This window comes from Alphaproteobacteria bacterium LSUCC0396 (assembly GCA_041228345.1).
Taxonomy (GTDB): domain Bacteria; phylum Pseudomonadota; class Alphaproteobacteria; order Puniceispirillales; family Puniceispirillaceae; genus UBA3439.
The window spans coordinates 196020-212385 of sequence record CP166131.1 but is presented as its reverse complement, the minus strand read 5'-3'; the positions used below and the strand labels follow the sequence as shown (position 1 = coordinate 212385).

The 16366-nt window shown below is 52.5% G+C and carries 17 protein-coding genes; 3 read left to right on the top strand and 14 right to left on the bottom strand.

The features are described 5' to 3' along the window. Positions 1–82: 82 nt before the first annotated feature. A complete protein-coding gene (locus AB8881_01065; GenBank protein ID XDZ63511.1) occupies positions 83–952 on the top strand; it encodes an ATP-binding protein in 870 nt (289 codons plus the stop codon). A 76-nt stretch (positions 953–1028) separates the two neighbouring features. On the opposite strand, the gene AB8881_01060 is transcribed toward AB8881_01065, so the two are convergent. The 13 genes from AB8881_01060 to AB8881_01000 all read right to left on the bottom strand — a co-directional run bounded on the left by AB8881_01060 (position 1029) and on the right by AB8881_01000 (position 13039). Continuing rightward, positions 1029–2003, bottom strand: coding sequence for a peptidoglycan DD-metalloendopeptidase family protein (locus AB8881_01060; GenBank protein XDZ63510.1), 975 nt, complete (start codon positions 2001–2003; stop codon positions 1029–1031). Then, on the bottom strand, positions 2004–2636 hold the full coding sequence (locus tag AB8881_01055) for a protein-L-isoaspartate(D-aspartate) O-methyltransferase (GenBank protein XDZ63509.1): 633 nt from the start codon (positions 2634–2636) through the stop codon (positions 2004–2006). Positions 2637–2640: 4 nt separating this feature from the next. Then, positions 2641–3420: a 5'/3'-nucleotidase SurE gene (gene surE / locus AB8881_01050; GenBank protein XDZ63508.1), complete on the bottom strand. Its 780-nt coding sequence runs from the start codon at positions 3418–3420 to the stop codon at positions 2641–2643. Beyond that, a complete protein-coding gene (serS, locus tag AB8881_01045) occupies positions 3420–4703 on the bottom strand; it encodes a serine--tRNA ligase (protein ID XDZ63507.1) in 1284 nt (427 codons plus the stop codon). Before serS ends, surE begins: the two co-directional genes overlap by 1 nt. A 141-nt stretch (positions 4704–4844) precedes the next feature. Continuing rightward, complete coding sequence (gene tatC, locus AB8881_01040) at positions 4845–5666, bottom strand: twin-arginine translocase subunit TatC (protein XDZ63506.1); 822 nt, start codon at positions 5664–5666, stop codon at positions 4845–4847. 6 nt (positions 5667–5672) lie between these two features. Next, a complete protein-coding gene (gene tatB, locus AB8881_01035) occupies positions 5673–6116 on the bottom strand; it encodes a Sec-independent protein translocase protein TatB (GenBank protein XDZ63505.1) in 444 nt (147 codons plus the stop codon). Between the two features lie 16 nt (positions 6117–6132). After that, a complete protein-coding gene (gene tatA / locus AB8881_01030; GenBank protein XDZ64479.1) occupies positions 6133–6429 on the bottom strand; it encodes a twin-arginine translocase TatA/TatE family subunit in 297 nt (98 codons plus the stop codon). Between the two features lie 177 nt (positions 6430–6606). Next, a complete protein-coding gene (locus tag AB8881_01025; protein XDZ63504.1) occupies positions 6607–7656 on the bottom strand; it encodes an ABC transporter ATP-binding protein in 1050 nt (349 codons plus the stop codon). Further along, complete coding sequence (scpB, locus tag AB8881_01020) at positions 7649–8338, bottom strand: SMC-Scp complex subunit ScpB (protein ID XDZ63503.1); 690 nt, start codon at positions 8336–8338, stop codon at positions 7649–7651. Before scpB ends, AB8881_01025 begins: the two co-directional genes overlap by 8 nt. A gap of 1 nt (position 8339) precedes the next feature. Then, entirely contained in the window at positions 8340–9122 is a 783-nt protein-coding gene (locus AB8881_01015) for a ScpA family protein (GenBank protein XDZ63502.1), read from the bottom strand. A gap of 62 nt (positions 9123–9184) precedes the next feature. Then, positions 9185–10063: an SPOR domain-containing protein gene (locus tag AB8881_01010; protein XDZ63501.1), complete on the bottom strand. Its 879-nt coding sequence runs from the start codon at positions 10061–10063 to the stop codon at positions 9185–9187. A gap of 8 nt (positions 10064–10071) precedes the next feature. Then, complete coding sequence (gene argS / locus AB8881_01005; protein ID XDZ63500.1) at positions 10072–11802, bottom strand: arginine--tRNA ligase; 1731 nt, start codon at positions 11800–11802, stop codon at positions 10072–10074. Between the two features lie 34 nt (positions 11803–11836). After that, on the bottom strand, positions 11837–13039 hold the full coding sequence (locus AB8881_01000; GenBank protein XDZ63499.1) for a deoxyguanosinetriphosphate triphosphohydrolase: 1203 nt from the start codon (positions 13037–13039) through the stop codon (positions 11837–11839). A gap of 335 nt (positions 13040–13374) precedes the next feature. Here AB8881_01000 and AB8881_00995 point away from each other — a divergent pair, with 335 nt between their 5' ends. Continuing rightward, positions 13375–13755, top strand: a complete 381-nt coding sequence (locus AB8881_00995) for a HesB/IscA family protein (GenBank protein XDZ63498.1) — start codon at positions 13375–13377, stop codon at positions 13753–13755. Between the two features lie 5 nt (positions 13756–13760). Then, positions 13761–14531, top strand: a complete 771-nt coding sequence (gene xth / locus AB8881_00990) for an exodeoxyribonuclease III (GenBank protein ID XDZ64478.1) — start codon at positions 13761–13763, stop codon at positions 14529–14531. A gap of 84 nt (positions 14532–14615) precedes the next feature. Here the strand turns inward: xth and ilvD are convergent, their stop codons facing one another. Then, positions 14616–16346: a dihydroxy-acid dehydratase gene (gene ilvD, locus AB8881_00985; GenBank protein XDZ63497.1), complete on the bottom strand. Its 1731-nt coding sequence runs from the start codon at positions 16344–16346 to the stop codon at positions 14616–14618. Between the last annotated feature and the right edge of the window lie 20 nt (positions 16347–16366).

Here is a 16366-nt window from a genome sequence, read left to right as displayed (position 1 = left end):
AACGCCCTTGCGCTTTGCTGCAATGACCCATATTCCCTTTTTACAAAGTTTCCGTAACAATCTTGATCCGACCGAGCAAAAAATGAATATGTCTGACGATACCGCCCTGCTTCTTGGCCAATTGACGCGCATTGCTGACGCGCTGGAACGTCGCTATCCGGGCGACATGAAGCCAGAAACGCTGGTCAAGGCTGACGCTTATGTCTGGCAGTCTGATGTTCGCCAACTCGTGCCGGTTACAAAGATTAGCAGGCTGGATATTGGCCTGTTGAAAGGTGTTGACGAGCAGCGCGATAATCTTCTGTCAAACACGCTTGGGTTTGTTGGCGGTTTTCCGGCAAATAACGCGCTTTTGTGGGGCGCACGTGGAACTGGTAAATCATCGCTAGTAAAGGCGGTTCATGGCACCGTGATTGAACATGGACACGATCTTGGCTTGGTCGAAATTCACCGTGAGGATATTGCTGACCTGCCGTTTTTGATGTCGTTTCTGGCGCAAATTGACCGCTATTTTATCATCTTTTCTGATGATCTGGCGTTTGAGGGTGGTGAAAGCACATATAAATCACTAAAGGCGGCGCTTGAAGGCGGTATCGAAGGCCGGCCTGATAATATTGTGTTCTACGCGACGTCTAATCGGCGCCATCTGATGCCGCGGCAAATGATGGAGAATGAGCGCTCAACAGCGATTAATCCGTCTGAGACGACCGAGGAAACCGTTTCACTTTCAGACCGGTTTGGCCTGTGGATCGGGTTTCATTCAATCGATCAGGATACGTATCTTGAGATGGTTGATGAATATGTTAATTATTACAACATCAAAGTGGGCGATATTGATGTGCGCCATGAGGCGCTTGCATGGTCAATTGGACGCGGATCACGCTCCGGCCGGGTTGCATGGCAATTCATCACAGACCTTGCGGCTCGAACGAAAACATCACTTCGGCATTAGAATCTTTGCGCCACTAACATCTTTGCGCCACTAGCATTTTTGTGTCACTGGCCTAATTAAAGCCAAATTTTGCCGGCTAGGAAATCAGGTTTCTGGGATCAACCGGTTGTCGCGATTTGCGGATCTCAAAGTGAAGTTGCGGGCGATCAACGCGGCCTGAGGTGCCGATTGTACCAATCGCCTGCCCTGCGGTTACGATATCGCCTTCTTTCACCGTGATGTCACCCAGATGCGCATAGGCAGTAATGATGCCGCCATCATGCTTTACCAAGATCAGCTTGCCAAAGCTCTTGATGTTAGTGCCAACAAAGGCGACGCGCCCCTTTGCCGCCGCACTTACAATATTGCCTTCTTGGGCAGCGATATTTACCCCATCATTATGAACGCCGCGCTGTGACGGCCCAAATTCACTGATGATCTCACCTTCCACCGGCCAGCTAAATCCTGAGCCTCCAGCCAATGATGGCGCAACAAAGCGTTTCCGCGGCACAGCCGGTGCGCTGTTTTTGAGCGCTGTCGGTGGAGGTTGGGCAATATTGTTACCGCTGATCCCGTTAGGTAGCCCGCTATCCAGAACTGAAAAATCGAGGCTATTTGGCAATTGTAACTTTTGCCCGACAGTCAGCTCAAACGGTGGGGCAAGGTCATTCAGCTGGGCCAGTTGATATTGGCTAACGGCATAGCGCTGCGAGATTACGTAAACCGAGTCACCCGGACGCACGAGGTGGGTGCGGCGCGGGACAATTTTTAGGGCTTGGCCTTTGACAATATTGTAAGGCGCTAAGAGCTTGTTTGCCTCGATAATTGATTGCGGCGTGACCTGATAGCGTGTCGCAACGCCATAAAGCGTATCATTTTCGCGGACAGTTACCATTTGACTTGCCGGGATAGGTTCAACCGGCTGGCGCAAAGGTGCCACAACGACCGCCGCGGGTGTGGTGCGGTTTAGGCCAAGATTAGGCGTTTGACAGGCCGAAAGCACGAGCGCAGCGGCGCCAAGCAATAGAAACCCAGAACAGGATTTAAGATCGGACCTTAGTTCTAGCGGCATTTATTCACCCTCAATCAGTGGCACAAAGGTTACAGGCATCAAGGTGACGCGTTCAAACCCAGTTTCATGTCGGGTCACGACAACAAGAGCTTGGGCTTTGCCATGACCCTCTGGTGCTACCATGATGCCGCCAATTTTTAACTGCTGCAACAAAATGTCGGGAATTTTGTCGCAACCGCATGTCAGAATAATCCGATCAAACGGCGCCGCTTCAGGCCAGCCCTTTGATCCATCGCCAAAACGAAAGCTGATATTTGATATGCGTAGATCCCGAATTCGATTTTCTGCATCAACAAGCAACGGGCGCAGGCGTTCAATCGAATAAACGCGCCGGCATAAATGCGTCAGAATCGCCGCCTGGTAGCCACTGCCGCAGCCAATTTCAAGAACGCGCTCACGCCCTTCAAGCTGAAGAGCTTCGGTCATGCGCGCAACAACATAAGGCTGACTTATGGTCTGGTCATAAGCAATCGGAAGTGATGAATTTTCATAAGAGTGATGCCTTAATGCGGCAGGTACAAATAATTCACGCGGCACATGCTCAAGTGCGGCCAATACGCGCGAATCCATAATGCCCAGACCGCGCAGGCTCATAATTAATTGCGCTTTTTGAAGTTGGAAATCGTTTGTCATGGCGTCAGGTGACTGCGGACAGATCTAATACCGGCAATTGATCCAGCATTGCATGCGCGGTGACATCCATCATCAGTGGCGTCAGCGAAATCCAGCCATCATTTAGCACGGCACGGTCGCTGCCATCGCTGGTTTCAGAGGCGCTGTTCAATGGCCCGAGCCGGTAATGATTTGGTGCCTCGCCCTTAATGATCACATCACCAAGCTTGTGCCGGTCAAGATGCGCCGGCTTAATGCCTTTGATCTCAGCCGGATTGGTCTTGGGAAAATTGACGTTCATTACTGTGCGCGGCGGGATTCCTAATTGCAGGATATGGCGAATAACCTTGTCGCCAAAAAGCCGGCTGGCGGCGTAATCAATAGGGTCGTCACGGCCATGGCGCTGTGACAATGCAATCGCCGGCACGCCAAGCAATGATGCCTCCATCGCCCCGGCAACGGTCCCTGAATAGAGAATATCATCGGCAACATTCATGCCGTGATTGATGCCGGTCAAAACCAATTCGGGCGGTTGGTCAAGAATTTCGGCCATGCCAAAAATCAGGCAATCGCTTGGCGTGCCCGAGCATTTAAAAGTCTTTGGGCCTAGCTGGTCGATAACAACGTCGCGGCGAAGCGTAATCGAACGCGACGCACCAGAGCGATTATCGCTTGGCGCAATTACCCAAACATCGTCGCTTAGACCGGCCGCAATTTCACGCAAGATCGTGATCCCAATCGCATCAATGCCGTCATCATTGCTGATTAAAATACGGCCGAGGGGTTTTGTTGACGCGCCTGCCATCAGGCCTTTGCCACCAACCGGTTGGTACCCATGTAGCTGTGCAGGGCTTGCGGCAGAAGAATACTTCCATCTTCTTGTTGACCATTTTCCAAAACCGCAATCAGCGTCCGACCAACGGCCAGTCCGGATCCGTTCAATGTATGTAAAAACCGGGTGTCGCCAGTTTCGGCGTCACGAAAGCGGGCTTTCATGCGGCGTGCCTGAAATGGCCCGCAATTTGAGCAGGATGAAATCTCTCGATACATACCACGCCCCTCATCCTGACCCGGAAGCCAGACTTCGAGATCATAGGTTTGCTGGGCTGAAAACCCAGTATCACCGCTACAAAGCTTTAGCACCCGATAGGGCAATTCCAGCTTTTGCAGAATTGCCTCGGCGCAGGACGTCATGCGGTCAAGTTCATCAGCTGATTGATCCGGATGAACGATTGATACCATTTCCACCTTGGAGAATTGATGCTGGCGGATCATCCCGCGCGTATCGCGTCCAGCCGAGCCAGCCTCGGACCGGAAACATTGAGTATAGGCGGTCATCCGCAATGGCAGAACTGCACTGTCGGTAATTTCATCTGCAACAATGTTCGTCAGCGGCACTTCGGCAGTTGGAATTAGCCATTTATCATCAGTCCGATAGAGATCTTCGGCAAATTTGGGCAACTGGCCAGTTCCGGTCATGGTTTGACTATTTACCAAGGCTGGCGGCAGCGTTTCAACATAGCCAAATTCGGCAGTGTGCGTATCCAGCATAAAGGCAGCCAAGGCGCGTTCGAGGCGGGCTAACTGGCCTGATAGAACGACAAACCGCGCCCCAGCAAGCTTGGCACCAAGGGCAAAATCCATCTGCCCAAGCCCCTCACCCAGCGCAACATGATCCCGTGGCGTAAAAGAAAATTGCGGCACATCACCAATGGTGCGAATCAATTCATTCTGGGTCTCGTCATCACCGTCAGGCACTGACGCATCGAGAATATTGGGCAATTCGAGAAGCCAAGCATCTAACCTATCAGCTAGCTTTGCCTCCTCGCTTTCGAGGGCCGGCATATTGGCTTTAATGTCATTCACCTCGGCGATCAGCGCGTCTGCGTCACCGCCCTTTGCCTTTAAGGTGCCAATCTCTTTTGAGGCCTGATTACGACGCGACTGCATGTCTTGAATTTGGGCTTGCAGGGAACGCCGTTCGCTATCGACCTTCAGAATTTCGCTCGCCAGCGGGGCAAGCTTGCGCCGGTTTAACGCAGCGTCGAAAGCATCAGGGTTTTCACGAATAAAGCGGATGTCATGCATTATTAAACTCGGTTTACTGGTCAGGTTTGATTTGTGGTTATTCTTCGCAAATTGCGTATCGCTAATCTCGATGGGCGTTGCCTGTATCGGCGCTGTTTTATCGGCACAGCCTTATTAGGCGTGCAGTGCGTTACCTGTTAACTAGCTATTATCGAACTCGGTGTCTGGTGGCGGGCTCATCAGCCGTGCCCCCAAAATTGATAATTCGTACAAAACAATGATCGGAACAGCCAATAATAGCTGTGAGATTACGTCGGGTGGTGTCAAAATTGCGGCAACAACAAAGGCCACAACGATAGCGATCTTTCGCTTTTCGGCCAGCCCTTGATGCGTTACCAAACCGGCACGTGCCAGCAATAGCAAGATTACCGGCAATTCGAACGCGAGACCAAACGCAAAGATCAACCGCATCATTAATGAAAGATATTCACTAATGCGGGGCTCAAGCTCGATCGGCAGGGCAGTGCCATCCCCAAGCATCTCGAATGAGACAAAGAATTTCCACGCCATCGGTGTCACGATGTAATAAACCATCGCCGCGCCTAGGGTAAACAGAACCGGCGTTGCGATCAAAAACGGCAAAAAGGCCTGTTTTTCATTCTTGTATAGCCCGGGCGCAATGAATTTCCACAACTGCATGCTGATAATCGGAAAGGTTACGCATAAAGCGGTGAAGAAACCGACCTTGATCTGGGTGAAAAACCCTTCATGCAGCGCGGTGAAAATCATCCGACCGCCGCCTTTTTCCTGAAGAATCTCGGCCAGCGGCGCTTGCAAGAATACAAACACCTGATAGGCAATACTGTTGCTGGTTGTTCCGGGCAAAGGTGCAACGCTAAGTAAAAACAGCACCAAAAACGCAGCCAATGCGATGCCTAGCCGGTTACGCAACTCGGTCAGGTGACCAATGAGCGTCATGCGGCCATCATTCTGCCCAGAATTATCTGCATCCTGCTCTGCCATCGCGGCCTAGCTCCCAGTCTTCTTTTTCGTGGAGGTTTCGTCTTTTGCGGCCTTGTCATGTGGCGGCGCTTCATTAACCTTTTCAGCAATGCCGTCGCCGGTAGCCCCCGCCAGATCACGGATTTCACCAACATCATCTTTAAGGCCAGTTTCAGCCGTGGATTTTTTCAGATCCTCAACCGAGTCTTTCAACTGGCCGCCCGGGTCGATGGCATCAGCGACCCCTGCAAGGTTGCCGCGTTTAACATCGTCGAGCGTGCCCTTGATATCCCCAAGCTCGGCTTCATCAGCCATGTCCTGCATACCGCGCGAAAATTCAGCCGCCATGGACCGAACTTGACGGATAATCCGGGTAAAACCTCGGAGCATTTTCGGTAATTCCTTTGGGCCGACCACCATGATCAGCACAAAGGCAACAACCAAGAACTCCCAGCCGCCAATATCAAGCATTACCTGCTCCTAGCACCTATTTCTTGGCGGCTTTTTTAGCAGATGCTTTTTTCGCTGTGGCCTTTTTAGCAGCCGCTTTTTTCGGCGCTGCTTTTTTGGCAGTCGGCTTTTTTGCGGCTGGCGTTGGCGCAGCTTCGATAGCTTCCGCCTCTTCAGCTTCTTCTTCCGGCCCTTTTAGCCCCGTTTTAAAGTTGCGCAAGCCTTTGCCGAAATCGCCCATGATCGCTGATACTTTGCCTCTGCCGCCGAACAGCAACAGAACAACGGCAAGAACAACGATCCAATGTAAAATACTGAATGTACCGCCAAACATGGTTTTGGTCCTCATTTCTAATTCGTTCCAGCCAATGGTAAAACCTCAGCCGCCAGATCAACGCACTATAGACAGGGGTTTGGCTGTCGACAAGAAGTCCTTGGCCTAACCTGCCCAGAAAAGTGACTATAACCTAAAAAAACCAGACGTTTCGTGCGTTCATTCGGTAATATTGGATTATTCGTCGCCATTCCCCGCAGCAAACACGAACGCCTGCGCCGGATCGACCCGGACGCGAACCTGACTGCCAACCTCGATCGAGTTAAGCCCGGGTATCCGCGCATGGAGGTGCAATACATCGCGCCCCGTTGGTACTGACAGATGAATAAGGGATGCACGGCCAAGCAAACGAGACTCCATAACCTCGCCAACCACGCCATCATTTCCCGCGTCGATCAACATCGCCTCATGCCGGATGACGACACTGGCCGGGCTCCCATCGCTAAGTGATTTTGGTGCACGAAACTCACCAAGCGGGGTTATGACCTTGTCTTTGGCAACAACACCTTCAACCCGGTTCACCTCGCCAAAAAACTCAGCAACAAAAGCGCTGCTTGGCTGGCAATATAGGTTAACTGGCCGGCCTGTCTGAACGACGTGGCCATCGCGCAGAACAACAATCCGGTCAGACATGAACATTGCCTCTTCGGCGTCATGCGTTACCATCAAAGCGGCCGCATTTGAGGCTTTCAAGACATGTAGCATCTGGTCACGAATACGCTCGCGGAGACGGCTGTCAAGGCCGGCATAAGGCTCATCCAGCAGAATGACAGCAGGATTTGGTGCTAACGCGCGTGCCAATGCAACACGTTGTTGCTGGCCGCCCGATAATTCATGCGGGTACATATCACTAAGCCCGTCGATACCGACCTCACCCAGGACTTCAAGGCCGCGCCTTGTCGCCGCGCTGCCCTTTTCCGTCAATCCGAAGACAACATTCTGGATAACTGTCAAATGCGGAAACAGCGCATAATCTTGAAACATATAGCCGATACCACGCTGTTCGGGTGGCTGCACAAAATCAGCTGAGGAAATGACGTTGTTATGCAGGCGGATACTGCCATGTTGCGGCTGCTCAAGCCCTGCTGCGAGACGTAATAGCGTGGTTTTACCGCAACCAGACGGGCCAAGCAACGAGACCACCTCGCCCGGCTCGACATGAAAGCTGACGTCACGCACTGACAAGCTGCCATTATAGGCGTGACGGATGTGATCGAATTCAAGCATTCTGCTCTCCATCATATCCGGCCTCTAGCAAGCCATCTTCGAGGAAATCGCCGTCCAGCTCGCCGTCCAGTTCATCATCATGTTCGTCATGGTCACTTTCTGCGGTTTGCGGCGCGTGATCCATTAAGGCGCCAAGGATCTGGCCCTTACGAAGCAGGCCTGCGGCTTTTAAATCATCCATGCCCGGTAAATCAGTGATATCGCCAAGACCAAAATGATCCAGAAACGCTGGGCTGGTTCCCCAAGTCAACGGGCGACCCGGCGTGCGGCGGCGTCCGCGTGGTTTAATCCAGCCAAGTTCAAGCAAGATATCCATCGTGCCTTTTGACAGGCTTATCCCGCGAATCTCTTCAATTTCAGCGCGGGTAATCGGCTGGTGGTAGGCAATGATCGCCAGCACTTCTAGTGCGGCGCGCGATAAAGGGCGCTCGATTTGTTTATGCTGGCTCAACCGTTCGGCAATTTCGGCTTTGGTGCGAAATGCCCAGCCATCGCCGACTTTGCACAGCTCGATGCCGCTTGTGCTGTCATAACGTGCCGAAACCAGTGCGATAACGTTAGCGATCTCGATATTTTCTGGTAAATGGACGATGAGTTCGCGCTCGCGGACTGGCCGATCAGAAGCAAAGATCAGGGCCTCGATTGTGGCGGCGCAATCTTGTAGCGGTGACAGCACGGTCATTCTAGTCTCTAACTTTCATATAAAGCGGCGCAAAGTGAGTGTCTTGCCGAAGTCTTAGCACGCCTTCGCGGGCCAATTCCAGTGATGCGACAAAATGAGACGCTGTTGCCGAGCGTAAATCCATCGGTGATTGCAGGCCGGCTGGTAAAAAATGCTGTAAAACTGTCCAGTCTGGGCTGCTGCCGATCAGGTTACGCAGGCGTTTAGCCGCCTCCTCGACCGAAAATAGCCGCGTCGCAGCGATGGTCAAGGTCTCGGTATCTTCCGCCGACCGGATATCGCCGTAACATGACAGCAAATCATACAATGTTGCGGTCCAAATGGCCTCGCTGGTGCTTGCAAACTGTTCGGGGGCACCGCGGGCAAAGCGTTGCTGGCCAAGGCGTGGAAGCGAGGAGATACGTTTGGCGGCTTGCTGCATTGCCTCAAGCCGTAATAGCTGATAGCGCAGCGCGTCTGCCATATCGACCATTTCTTCAGCCTGCTCGGGCTCTGGGTCAGGCAATAACAGCCGAGATTTCAAATAAGCAAGCCATGCCGCCATGACAAGATAATCAGCGGCAATTTCCAGATCGAGTTCGCGCGCGTCATTCACAAAGGCCAGATATTGTTCCGCCAATGGCAGAATGGCAATTTTGGTGAGATCAACCTTTTGGTCGCGGGCCAGAGTGAGCAACAGATCAATCGGCCCTTCAAATCCGTCAAGATTGACGAATAACGCCAATTGCTGTGCCGGGTCTTGCGGTGCCTTATCGTCGCTGAAGCTGTCTTCGAAATCGGTCATAATCAGTGTAATGATGCCAGTTCACAATTGGTTCGTAGATTGATCAATCTTTATTATGTAAATCAGGGATTTGGTTGGGTGAATTTCCGCAGAAAACAGTCTTGGCCTGACCGGCGCAAAACGCCGCATATCTTATCCGCATCGGCGCGCGGCAAAGGCACGCTTACGATTCTGTAAAAAACACCATTGCTGCCTGTGTCAACCTGCATGGTCTCAAGCTCGACATCACTCAGTCGAGATTTGTGTTTAGCCGACAGGATTTTTGCCATTTCATCGGCTTTAGCGGCACTCCGAAACGCGGCCAGCTGGATCATGTAAAGCGGCGTTTCGCCCTCAATGACGATCACGCGTTTTTTGATTTTCGATATGGCGGCTTTTTCTGCCTTTGACTGATTGGTTGCCTTAGCCTCAGATTTTGCGGCTGGCTCTGGCTTTGCCGCTATTTGCGCCGGGTCATCGCTATTTGGCTTTTTCGGTGTATCGGCCTTGACCGGCTTGGTCTTCGGCAATGATTTTTTTGGCTCTGTATCCGGCTGCGGCGTGACAGGCGTTGCCGGATCGGCGCGCATGGCCAGATTAGGCTCGGCCGTTGCTGACGCAGCGGGCATTTCGGTATTTGGATTGGTCTCAATGACCGGTGGTGGCTCGGGGCTTGGTGCGGCGGGGCGCAGTGACTCAACTTGGGCGTCTGATTTGTTACCGCCCTTTAGAATATCGACAACTAGCAAATCTTGATGATCAATTTTTTCGCCGCCCGGCTCGGCTGGTTTGACCTTGATCGGCCCATCAACAGCCTTAACAATGGTTACATCACTCGCTGTTTTTGAGATAAGACCGGGCAGCATGAAATAGGTGGTCATGCCAACAACGACGACAATGCTGGCAAGAACGGCGAACCATCCCCAATTGACGCCACTCACCTGTTGATCTTGATCGCTCATCGCGCGCTCTACATTTCCTCTAAGGCTTTAATGGATAGCACATTTAAACCTGTCCGAATAACGAAACTTGTTGCCTGAACAAGATGCATGCGCGCTGCAGTTGTTGGCGTATCATCATCCAAGATAAAGCGCAATGATGGGTTCTCTCGTCCGGCGTTCCACAATGAGTGAAACCGGCTAGCAAGATCAACAAGGTAGAAGGCAATACGATGCGGCTCATGCGCCATTGCGGCAGATTCGACTAGTTTCGGCCAGCCAACAAGCATTTTAACAACAGCCAATTCAGCCGGATCACTAATCAGATCAAGATTTGCGCTTGCTGGAATGACTTGGTCTTTTTCGAACTGGCGAATGACCGAGCAAGCCCGAGCATGTGCATATTGAACATAGAAAACCGGGTTGTCGCGTGATTGTTCGGTAACTTTTGCAAAATCAAAATCCAATGTCTGGTCATTGCGACGGGTCAGCATAATAAACCGGATGACATCGGCGCCAACGGCCGCGATCACATCTTCAACCGTGACAAAGGTGCCAGCACGTTTCGACATTTTGACCGGTTGCCCATTATCAAGCAGATTGACTAGCTGGCATAATTTGATATCGAGCATATCTTGCTGGCCGGACAATGCGGCAACGGCTGCGGTCATGCGTTTGACATAGCCGCCGTGATCAGCGCCAAAAATATTGATCAACGGGCCTTTTGTGCGATCCAGCTTGTCGAGATGATAGGCCACATCGGCAGCAAAATATGTCCACGTGCCATCCGATTTTTGCAACGGCCGGTCGGTGTCATCACCAAAGGCGCTGGCTTTAAACAGTAATTGTTCGCGCGGTTCCCAATCTTCAGGCTCTTTTCCTTTTGGCGGCTGTAAAACGCCCTGATAGAGATGGCCATCCTGCTGCAGCTTATCAATCGCGCGTTGTACCGCACCCGAGCTGACCAAGGCGCGCTCAGACGAGAATTGATCCATTTTAATGCCAAGCGCTAACAGATCGGTTTTGATCCCGGTCATGATGGCGTCGATGGCAAAGCTGCGTAGCGTTGCAATCCATTCATCCTCGGCTTTGTCGAGATACAAATCACCATCACGTGCCGCAAGCGCCTCGCCAACCTCGCGCAAATATAACCCCGGGTAAAGACCGGCAGGAATTTCGCCAATATCGTGGCCAAGCGCCTCGCAATAGCGCAGATAAGTTGAGCGTGCGAGCACATCGACCTGACCGCCAGCATCATTGATGTAATATTCGCGTGTGACGTTCCAGCCACAAAATTCCATCAATCCTGCTAGGGCGTCGCCAATCACCGCACCGCGGGCGTGGGCGGCGTGTAAGGGGCCAGTCGGGTTGGCCGAGACAAATTCAATATTGACCGGCTTTCCAGCCCCGATTTCGCTTTTTCCGTAGTGCAGGTCAGCTGCCAGAATATCGGCGATCTCGCGGGTCCATAGACGTGTTTCAATGCGTAAGTTCAAAAAGCCTGGCCCAGCGATTTCGACCGCAATTACCCCGTCAATTTTTTCCAACTCGCTAGCGAATAAGCTGGCGAGGTCACGCGGTGATTTTCCTGCCTGTTTTGCCAGAACCATGGCGGCATTGGTGGCGATATCGCCGTGACTTTCATCACGCGGCAATTCAAAAACAACCCTGCTGGTATCAAGACCAGCCACCACTTGTTTGGTGGCGACGAGATTGCTGATAATCGTTTGAAACTCGGCTTCAAAGCAGGAAAAAATATTCATCAATTCAGGTCTTTTCTCTATCCGCAAGCGGGAATTATCGCAAAATGGGGCCGAGGTCGAACAGGCGTTCATGCTCGACAATGGCATATCGGTCGGTCATCGAGGCGATATAGTCCGCGATAATACGAGCCCGATCTGTCCTTGTCATGTCACTCAAAGGCTGATTTTCATAAAACTGCCAATCACTCGGTAATGTGTTCGGTTCGGACATAAACAAATCAAACAGATCTGTCACCACCCGTTTTGCTTTACTGGTCATCCGGTTCACCTTGTAATGCCGCCACATATTTTTAAATAAGAAGGCTCGTAAGCCCTCAAGGTCTGCCGCCATTTCAGGGGAAAAGCCGATCACCGGCTTGGTGTGACCGCGAATATCATCCACCGTCTTGGCGTTTAATGCGGCAAGGTTAATGGTGGAAACAGCAAGCATATCCTCAACAAACACCGATATAAGCCGGCGCACCAGCTCGTGCGTTACGCGGCCGAGTTCTAGCTTGCCATGACGGGATTCGATATCTGCAAGGGCCTTTCCGACCTGTGGTAAAGACCGGATATCATCAATATGAAACAGCTCGGCACGCAGCGCATCGTCAAAATCATGCGATAGATAGGCAATGTCATCAGCCAGATTAGCAAGTTGCGCTTCGGCCGATGAGTGAGCCTCCAGCTGTAAATCCATCGCCTTATCCACCGCGATAATCGCTGGCCGAAGGCTGCTGCGATCCTTGATAGCCCCGTGATGCTTTACGACACCCTCAAGAGTTTCCCATGACAGGTTGAGGCCATTGAAACCGGCATAACGCTGTTCCAGCTGGGTGAGAACGCGCACAGTCTGTTCGTTGTGATCAAATCCACCATGATCGGCCATTAACCGGTCAAGAGCATCTTCGCCCGCATGACCAAACGGCGTATGGCCGAGATCATGTGCAAGCGCGACAGCCTCGGCTAGATCGTCGTTCAAGCCAAGCGCGCGTGCCATTGATCGTGCAATCTGCGCAACCTCCAGCGAATGGGTCAAACGGGTGCGAAAATAATCACCTTCATGGTAAACAAAGACTTGGGTCTTGTGCTTGAGGCGGCGAAACGCACCGGAATGGATAATGCGGTCACGGTCACGCTGAAATGGGGTGCGGCTAGTCGGGGAATTATGTTCCTGCTCATCAAGCATGCGGCCGCGACTTGCCGGGCCGTGGCAGGCATAAGGCTGGAGGGCGCGATGTTCAACAATTTCGGTCAATTGGCACCTGTCCCATCTATTTGGTTCATTTGATTGGCTCACTCTTCCAGACGATGACACGAACAAATCCAAGATCGTTAATGCCAGTTCCGACCATCGCGTCTATCCGCTGCGTTTATTGTATCCGCTGCGCTTACTGTAGGCGTTGCCGAGAAAAACCGCAATCACTCCGCAGGTCAGCCCACCCCGTCATCGGATGCTAATCGGGTAATCCTGATCTGCATGTGATCTTGATTTGTGCGCGATCTGGGGCCATATTCGGATAGTGGCGTAAAAGCGCGCAAGCCCCCTAGGGTTGCCGTCCAAGCCAATGACCGTCAAAGGCAGGCAAAGCAATGAGCGAGCAAAATAACTTTTCGACTGATACTGCCGTACCCGCACCGCAAAACCAGGGTGTGTTTGGCCTTAGTGAGGCTGCCGCAGGGCGGATTACGCAATTGCTAGAGGGCGAGCCTGCCGGCAGCTTTTTCCGCGTGGCCGTGCTAGGCGGTGGGTGCTCGGGCTTTCAATATGATTTCAGCATTGATCAAAGCCGCAGCGATGATGACATTGTTTTTCACGCATATGGGGTAGAAGTCGTTGTCGACGATATGTCGCTGGAACTGATCGACCATGCCGAACTGGATTATGTGCAGGATTTGATGGGGTCATATTTTGCCGTGACCAATCCTAATGCAACTGCATCATGCGGTTGCGGCACGTCATTTTCTGTTTAACGGCAATGCGGATCGCTAGCTGGAATGTGAATTCGATTAAGGCGCGGCTGGATATTGTCACTGGCTGGTTGGCCGGTGATACCACTGATGTTTTGTTAATTCAGGAAACAAAATCGCAGGATGTGAATTTTCCGGTTTCAGCCTTTGCCGACCTTGGCTGGCACGTCGCTTTTCATGGCCAGAAAAGCTATAACGGTGTCGCAATTGCGAGCCGGTTCCCCATTGAGGATGTCGTCATTGGGCTGGATGGCGACAATGCGGATGAACAGGCACGCTATATGGAGGCAACCATCAATGGCGTGAGGGTGGCAACGATTTATCTGCCGAATGGTAACCCTGCCCCCGGCCCTAAATTTGACTATAAGCTTGGCTGGATGGCGCGCCTTGAGGCGCGTGCCATGACATTGCTTGGCGATGAGAGGCCAGTTGTGCTTGGCGGCGATTTCAACATTATTCCCGATGATATTGACTGCTATGATCCGGCTGGATGGGCCGGTGATGCCTTAACCCTGCCGGAAAGCCGCGGGGCGTTTCGCCAGCTCTTGCACAAAGGCTATGCCGACGCCCTGCGCAGCCTTAATCCCAGCGGGGTTTTCTATAGTTACTGGGATTATCAGGCGGGCGCATGGCAGCGCGATCACGGCGTAAGGATTGATCATTTGCTGCTTTCGCCAGAGGCGCTTGATCGCCTTGAGGATGTTGGCATTGATCGTGCCCCGCGCGGGTTGGAAAAACCGTCTGACCATACGCCTATCTGGTGCCAGCTTCGCGCCTAATGCCTCGTATCTCATATCAATTGCGCCTGAAATAAAAAAGCCGGATCAATCTGACCCGGCTTTTTTTCAAATGCACCCGACGATTTAGATGTCGGCATACATATGGGTTTCAGCTTTGCCGCCCGGATGCGTCAACGCGCCTTTTTCGGCAGAACCTACAGTCTGTGCATATTTCCAGATTGCCCCCGAATTATAGTCGGTTCCGCGCGGCTGCCATGCGGCGCGGCGCTTGGCAAGTTCGGCCTCGTCAAGATCGACCTCGATCGTACCAGTTTCGGCGTCAATGGTGATGGTGTCACCATCCTGCAATAGGCCTATCGGCCCCCCAACAGCTGCTTCTGGGCCGACATGACCGACACAAAAACCGCGTGTTGCGCCCGAAAAACGCCCATCTGTGATCAGGGCGACCGTGTCACCAGCGCCCTGCCCATAAAGTGCGGCGGTCGTTGCCAGCATTTCGCGCATTCCCGGGCCACCTTTTGGGCCCTCATAGCGGATTACCAGAACGTCGCCTTCTTGGTAGTCACGGCGTTCAACCGCGGAAAACGCATCTTCTTCACAATCAAAGCATCGCGCCTTGCCGGTGAATTTGAGGGTTTTCATACCGGCGACTTTTACAATTGCGCCTTCTGGAGCCAGATTGCCGCGAAGCCCAATAACGCCGCCAGTTGGCGACAGTGGATCTGCAGTTGTGCGGACAACATCCTGATTTGTCGGGAACTTCACATCAGCTAGGTTTTCGGCAATGGTCTTACCAGTCACGGTGATGCAGTCGCCATGCAGAAAACCGCCATCAAGCAGGGTTTTCATCAAAATCGGTACGCCGCCAATTTCGTACATATCGCGCGCAACATAACGCCCGCCGGGTTTTAAATCAGCGATATACGGTGTTTTCTTGAAAATCTCGGCAACGTCATGCAGGTCAAAATCAATGCCACATTCTGAGGCAAGCGCTGGCAAATGCAGGCCAGCATTGGTTGATCCGCCCGATGCTGCCACAACGGTGGCGGCATTTTCAAAGGCTTTGCGGGTCAGGATGTCACGCGGCCGCAAATTCGCCCGCACCAAATCCATGACGATCCGGCCTGAATGATAGGCATACTCATCACGCGACTCATAAGGTGCTGGGGCACCGGCTGAACCGGGGATCGCAAGACCAATCGCCTCAGAAACACACGCCATTGTGTTCGCGGTAAACTGGCCGCCACATGACCCTGCGCTTGGACAGGCAACGCATTCCAGCTCATGCAAATCTTCGTCAGACATATTGCCGGCTGCGTGCGCGCCAACCGCTTCAAACACATCCTGAACGGTTACGTCTTTATCCTTGAACCGTCCCGGCAGGATCGAGCCGCCATACATGAAAACTGATGGCACATTTAACCGCGCCATTGCCATCATCACACCCGGCAATGATTTATCACAGCCAGCCAGCCCTACAATCGCATCATAACAATGTCCCCGCACGGTCAGTTCAATCGAGTCGGCGATAACTTCACGGCTGACCAGCGAAGACTTCATGCCCGCATGCCCCATCGCAATACCGTCGGTAACGGTAATCGTGGTGAATTCGCGCGGCGTGCCAGCATGTTCACGAACACCGCGTTTCGCTGCCTGCGCCTGTCGGGCCAATGCGATATTACAAGGTGCGGCCTCGTTCCATGTTGATACAACACCAACTAGCGGCTGGTTGATCTCTTCTTCGGTCATGCCCATTGCATAGTAATATGAACGGTGTGGCGCCTTTTCAGGGCCAACCGAAACATGGCGGCTTGGCAGATTGCTTTTGTCGATAGGCTTGATGCTGTCAGGCATTTTTAAACTCTCCTTTAAAG

Bases quoted from the DNA above. Each gene is read 5' to 3' on its own strand.
- AB8881_01060 (XDZ63510.1), bottom strand. From the start codon at position 2,003: ATGCCGCTAGAACTAAGGTCCGATCTTAAATCCTGTTCTGGGTTTCTA.
- ilvD (XDZ63497.1), bottom strand. From the start codon at position 16,346: ATGCCTGACAGCATCAAGCCTATCGACAAAAGCAATCTGCCAAGCCGC.
- surE (XDZ63508.1), bottom strand. From the start codon at position 3,420: ATGGCAGGCGCGTCAACAAAACCCCTCGGCCGTATTTTAATCAGCAAT.
- tatA (XDZ64479.1), bottom strand. From the start codon at position 6,429: ATGTTTGGCGGTACATTCAGTATTTTACATTGGATCGTTGTTCTTGCC.
- serS (XDZ63507.1), bottom strand. From the start codon at position 4,703: ATGCATGACATCCGCTTTATTCGTGAAAACCCTGATGCTTTCGACGCT.
- AB8881_01010 (XDZ63501.1), bottom strand. From the start codon at position 10,063: ATGAGCGATCAAGATCAACAGGTGAGTGGCGTCAATTGGGGATGGTTC.
- AB8881_01065 (XDZ63511.1), top strand. From the start codon at position 83: ATGAATATGTCTGACGATACCGCCCTGCTTCTTGGCCAATTGACGCGC.
- AB8881_01055 (XDZ63509.1), bottom strand. From the start codon at position 2,636: ATGACAAACGATTTCCAACTTCAAAAAGCGCAATTAATTATGAGCCTG.
- tatB (XDZ63505.1), bottom strand. From the start codon at position 6,116: ATGCTTGATATTGGCGGCTGGGAGTTCTTGGTTGTTGCCTTTGTGCTG.
- AB8881_01015 (XDZ63502.1), bottom strand. From the start codon at position 9,122: ATGACCGATTTCGAAGACAGCTTCAGCGACGATAAGGCACCGCAAGAC.
- argS (XDZ63500.1), bottom strand. From the start codon at position 11,802: ATGAATATTTTTTCCTGCTTTGAAGCCGAGTTTCAAACGATTATCAGC.
- xth (XDZ64478.1), top strand. From the start codon at position 13,761: ATGCGGATCGCTAGCTGGAATGTGAATTCGATTAAGGCGCGGCTGGAT.
- tatC (XDZ63506.1), bottom strand. From the start codon at position 5,666: ATGGCAGAGCAGGATGCAGATAATTCTGGGCAGAATGATGGCCGCATG.
- AB8881_01025 (XDZ63504.1), bottom strand. From the start codon at position 7,656: ATGCTTGAATTCGATCACATCCGTCACGCCTATAATGGCAGCTTGTCA.
- AB8881_00995 (XDZ63498.1), top strand. From the start codon at position 13,375: ATGAGCGAGCAAAATAACTTTTCGACTGATACTGCCGTACCCGCACCG.
- scpB (XDZ63503.1), bottom strand. From the start codon at position 8,338: ATGACCGTGCTGTCACCGCTACAAGATTGCGCCGCCACAATCGAGGCC.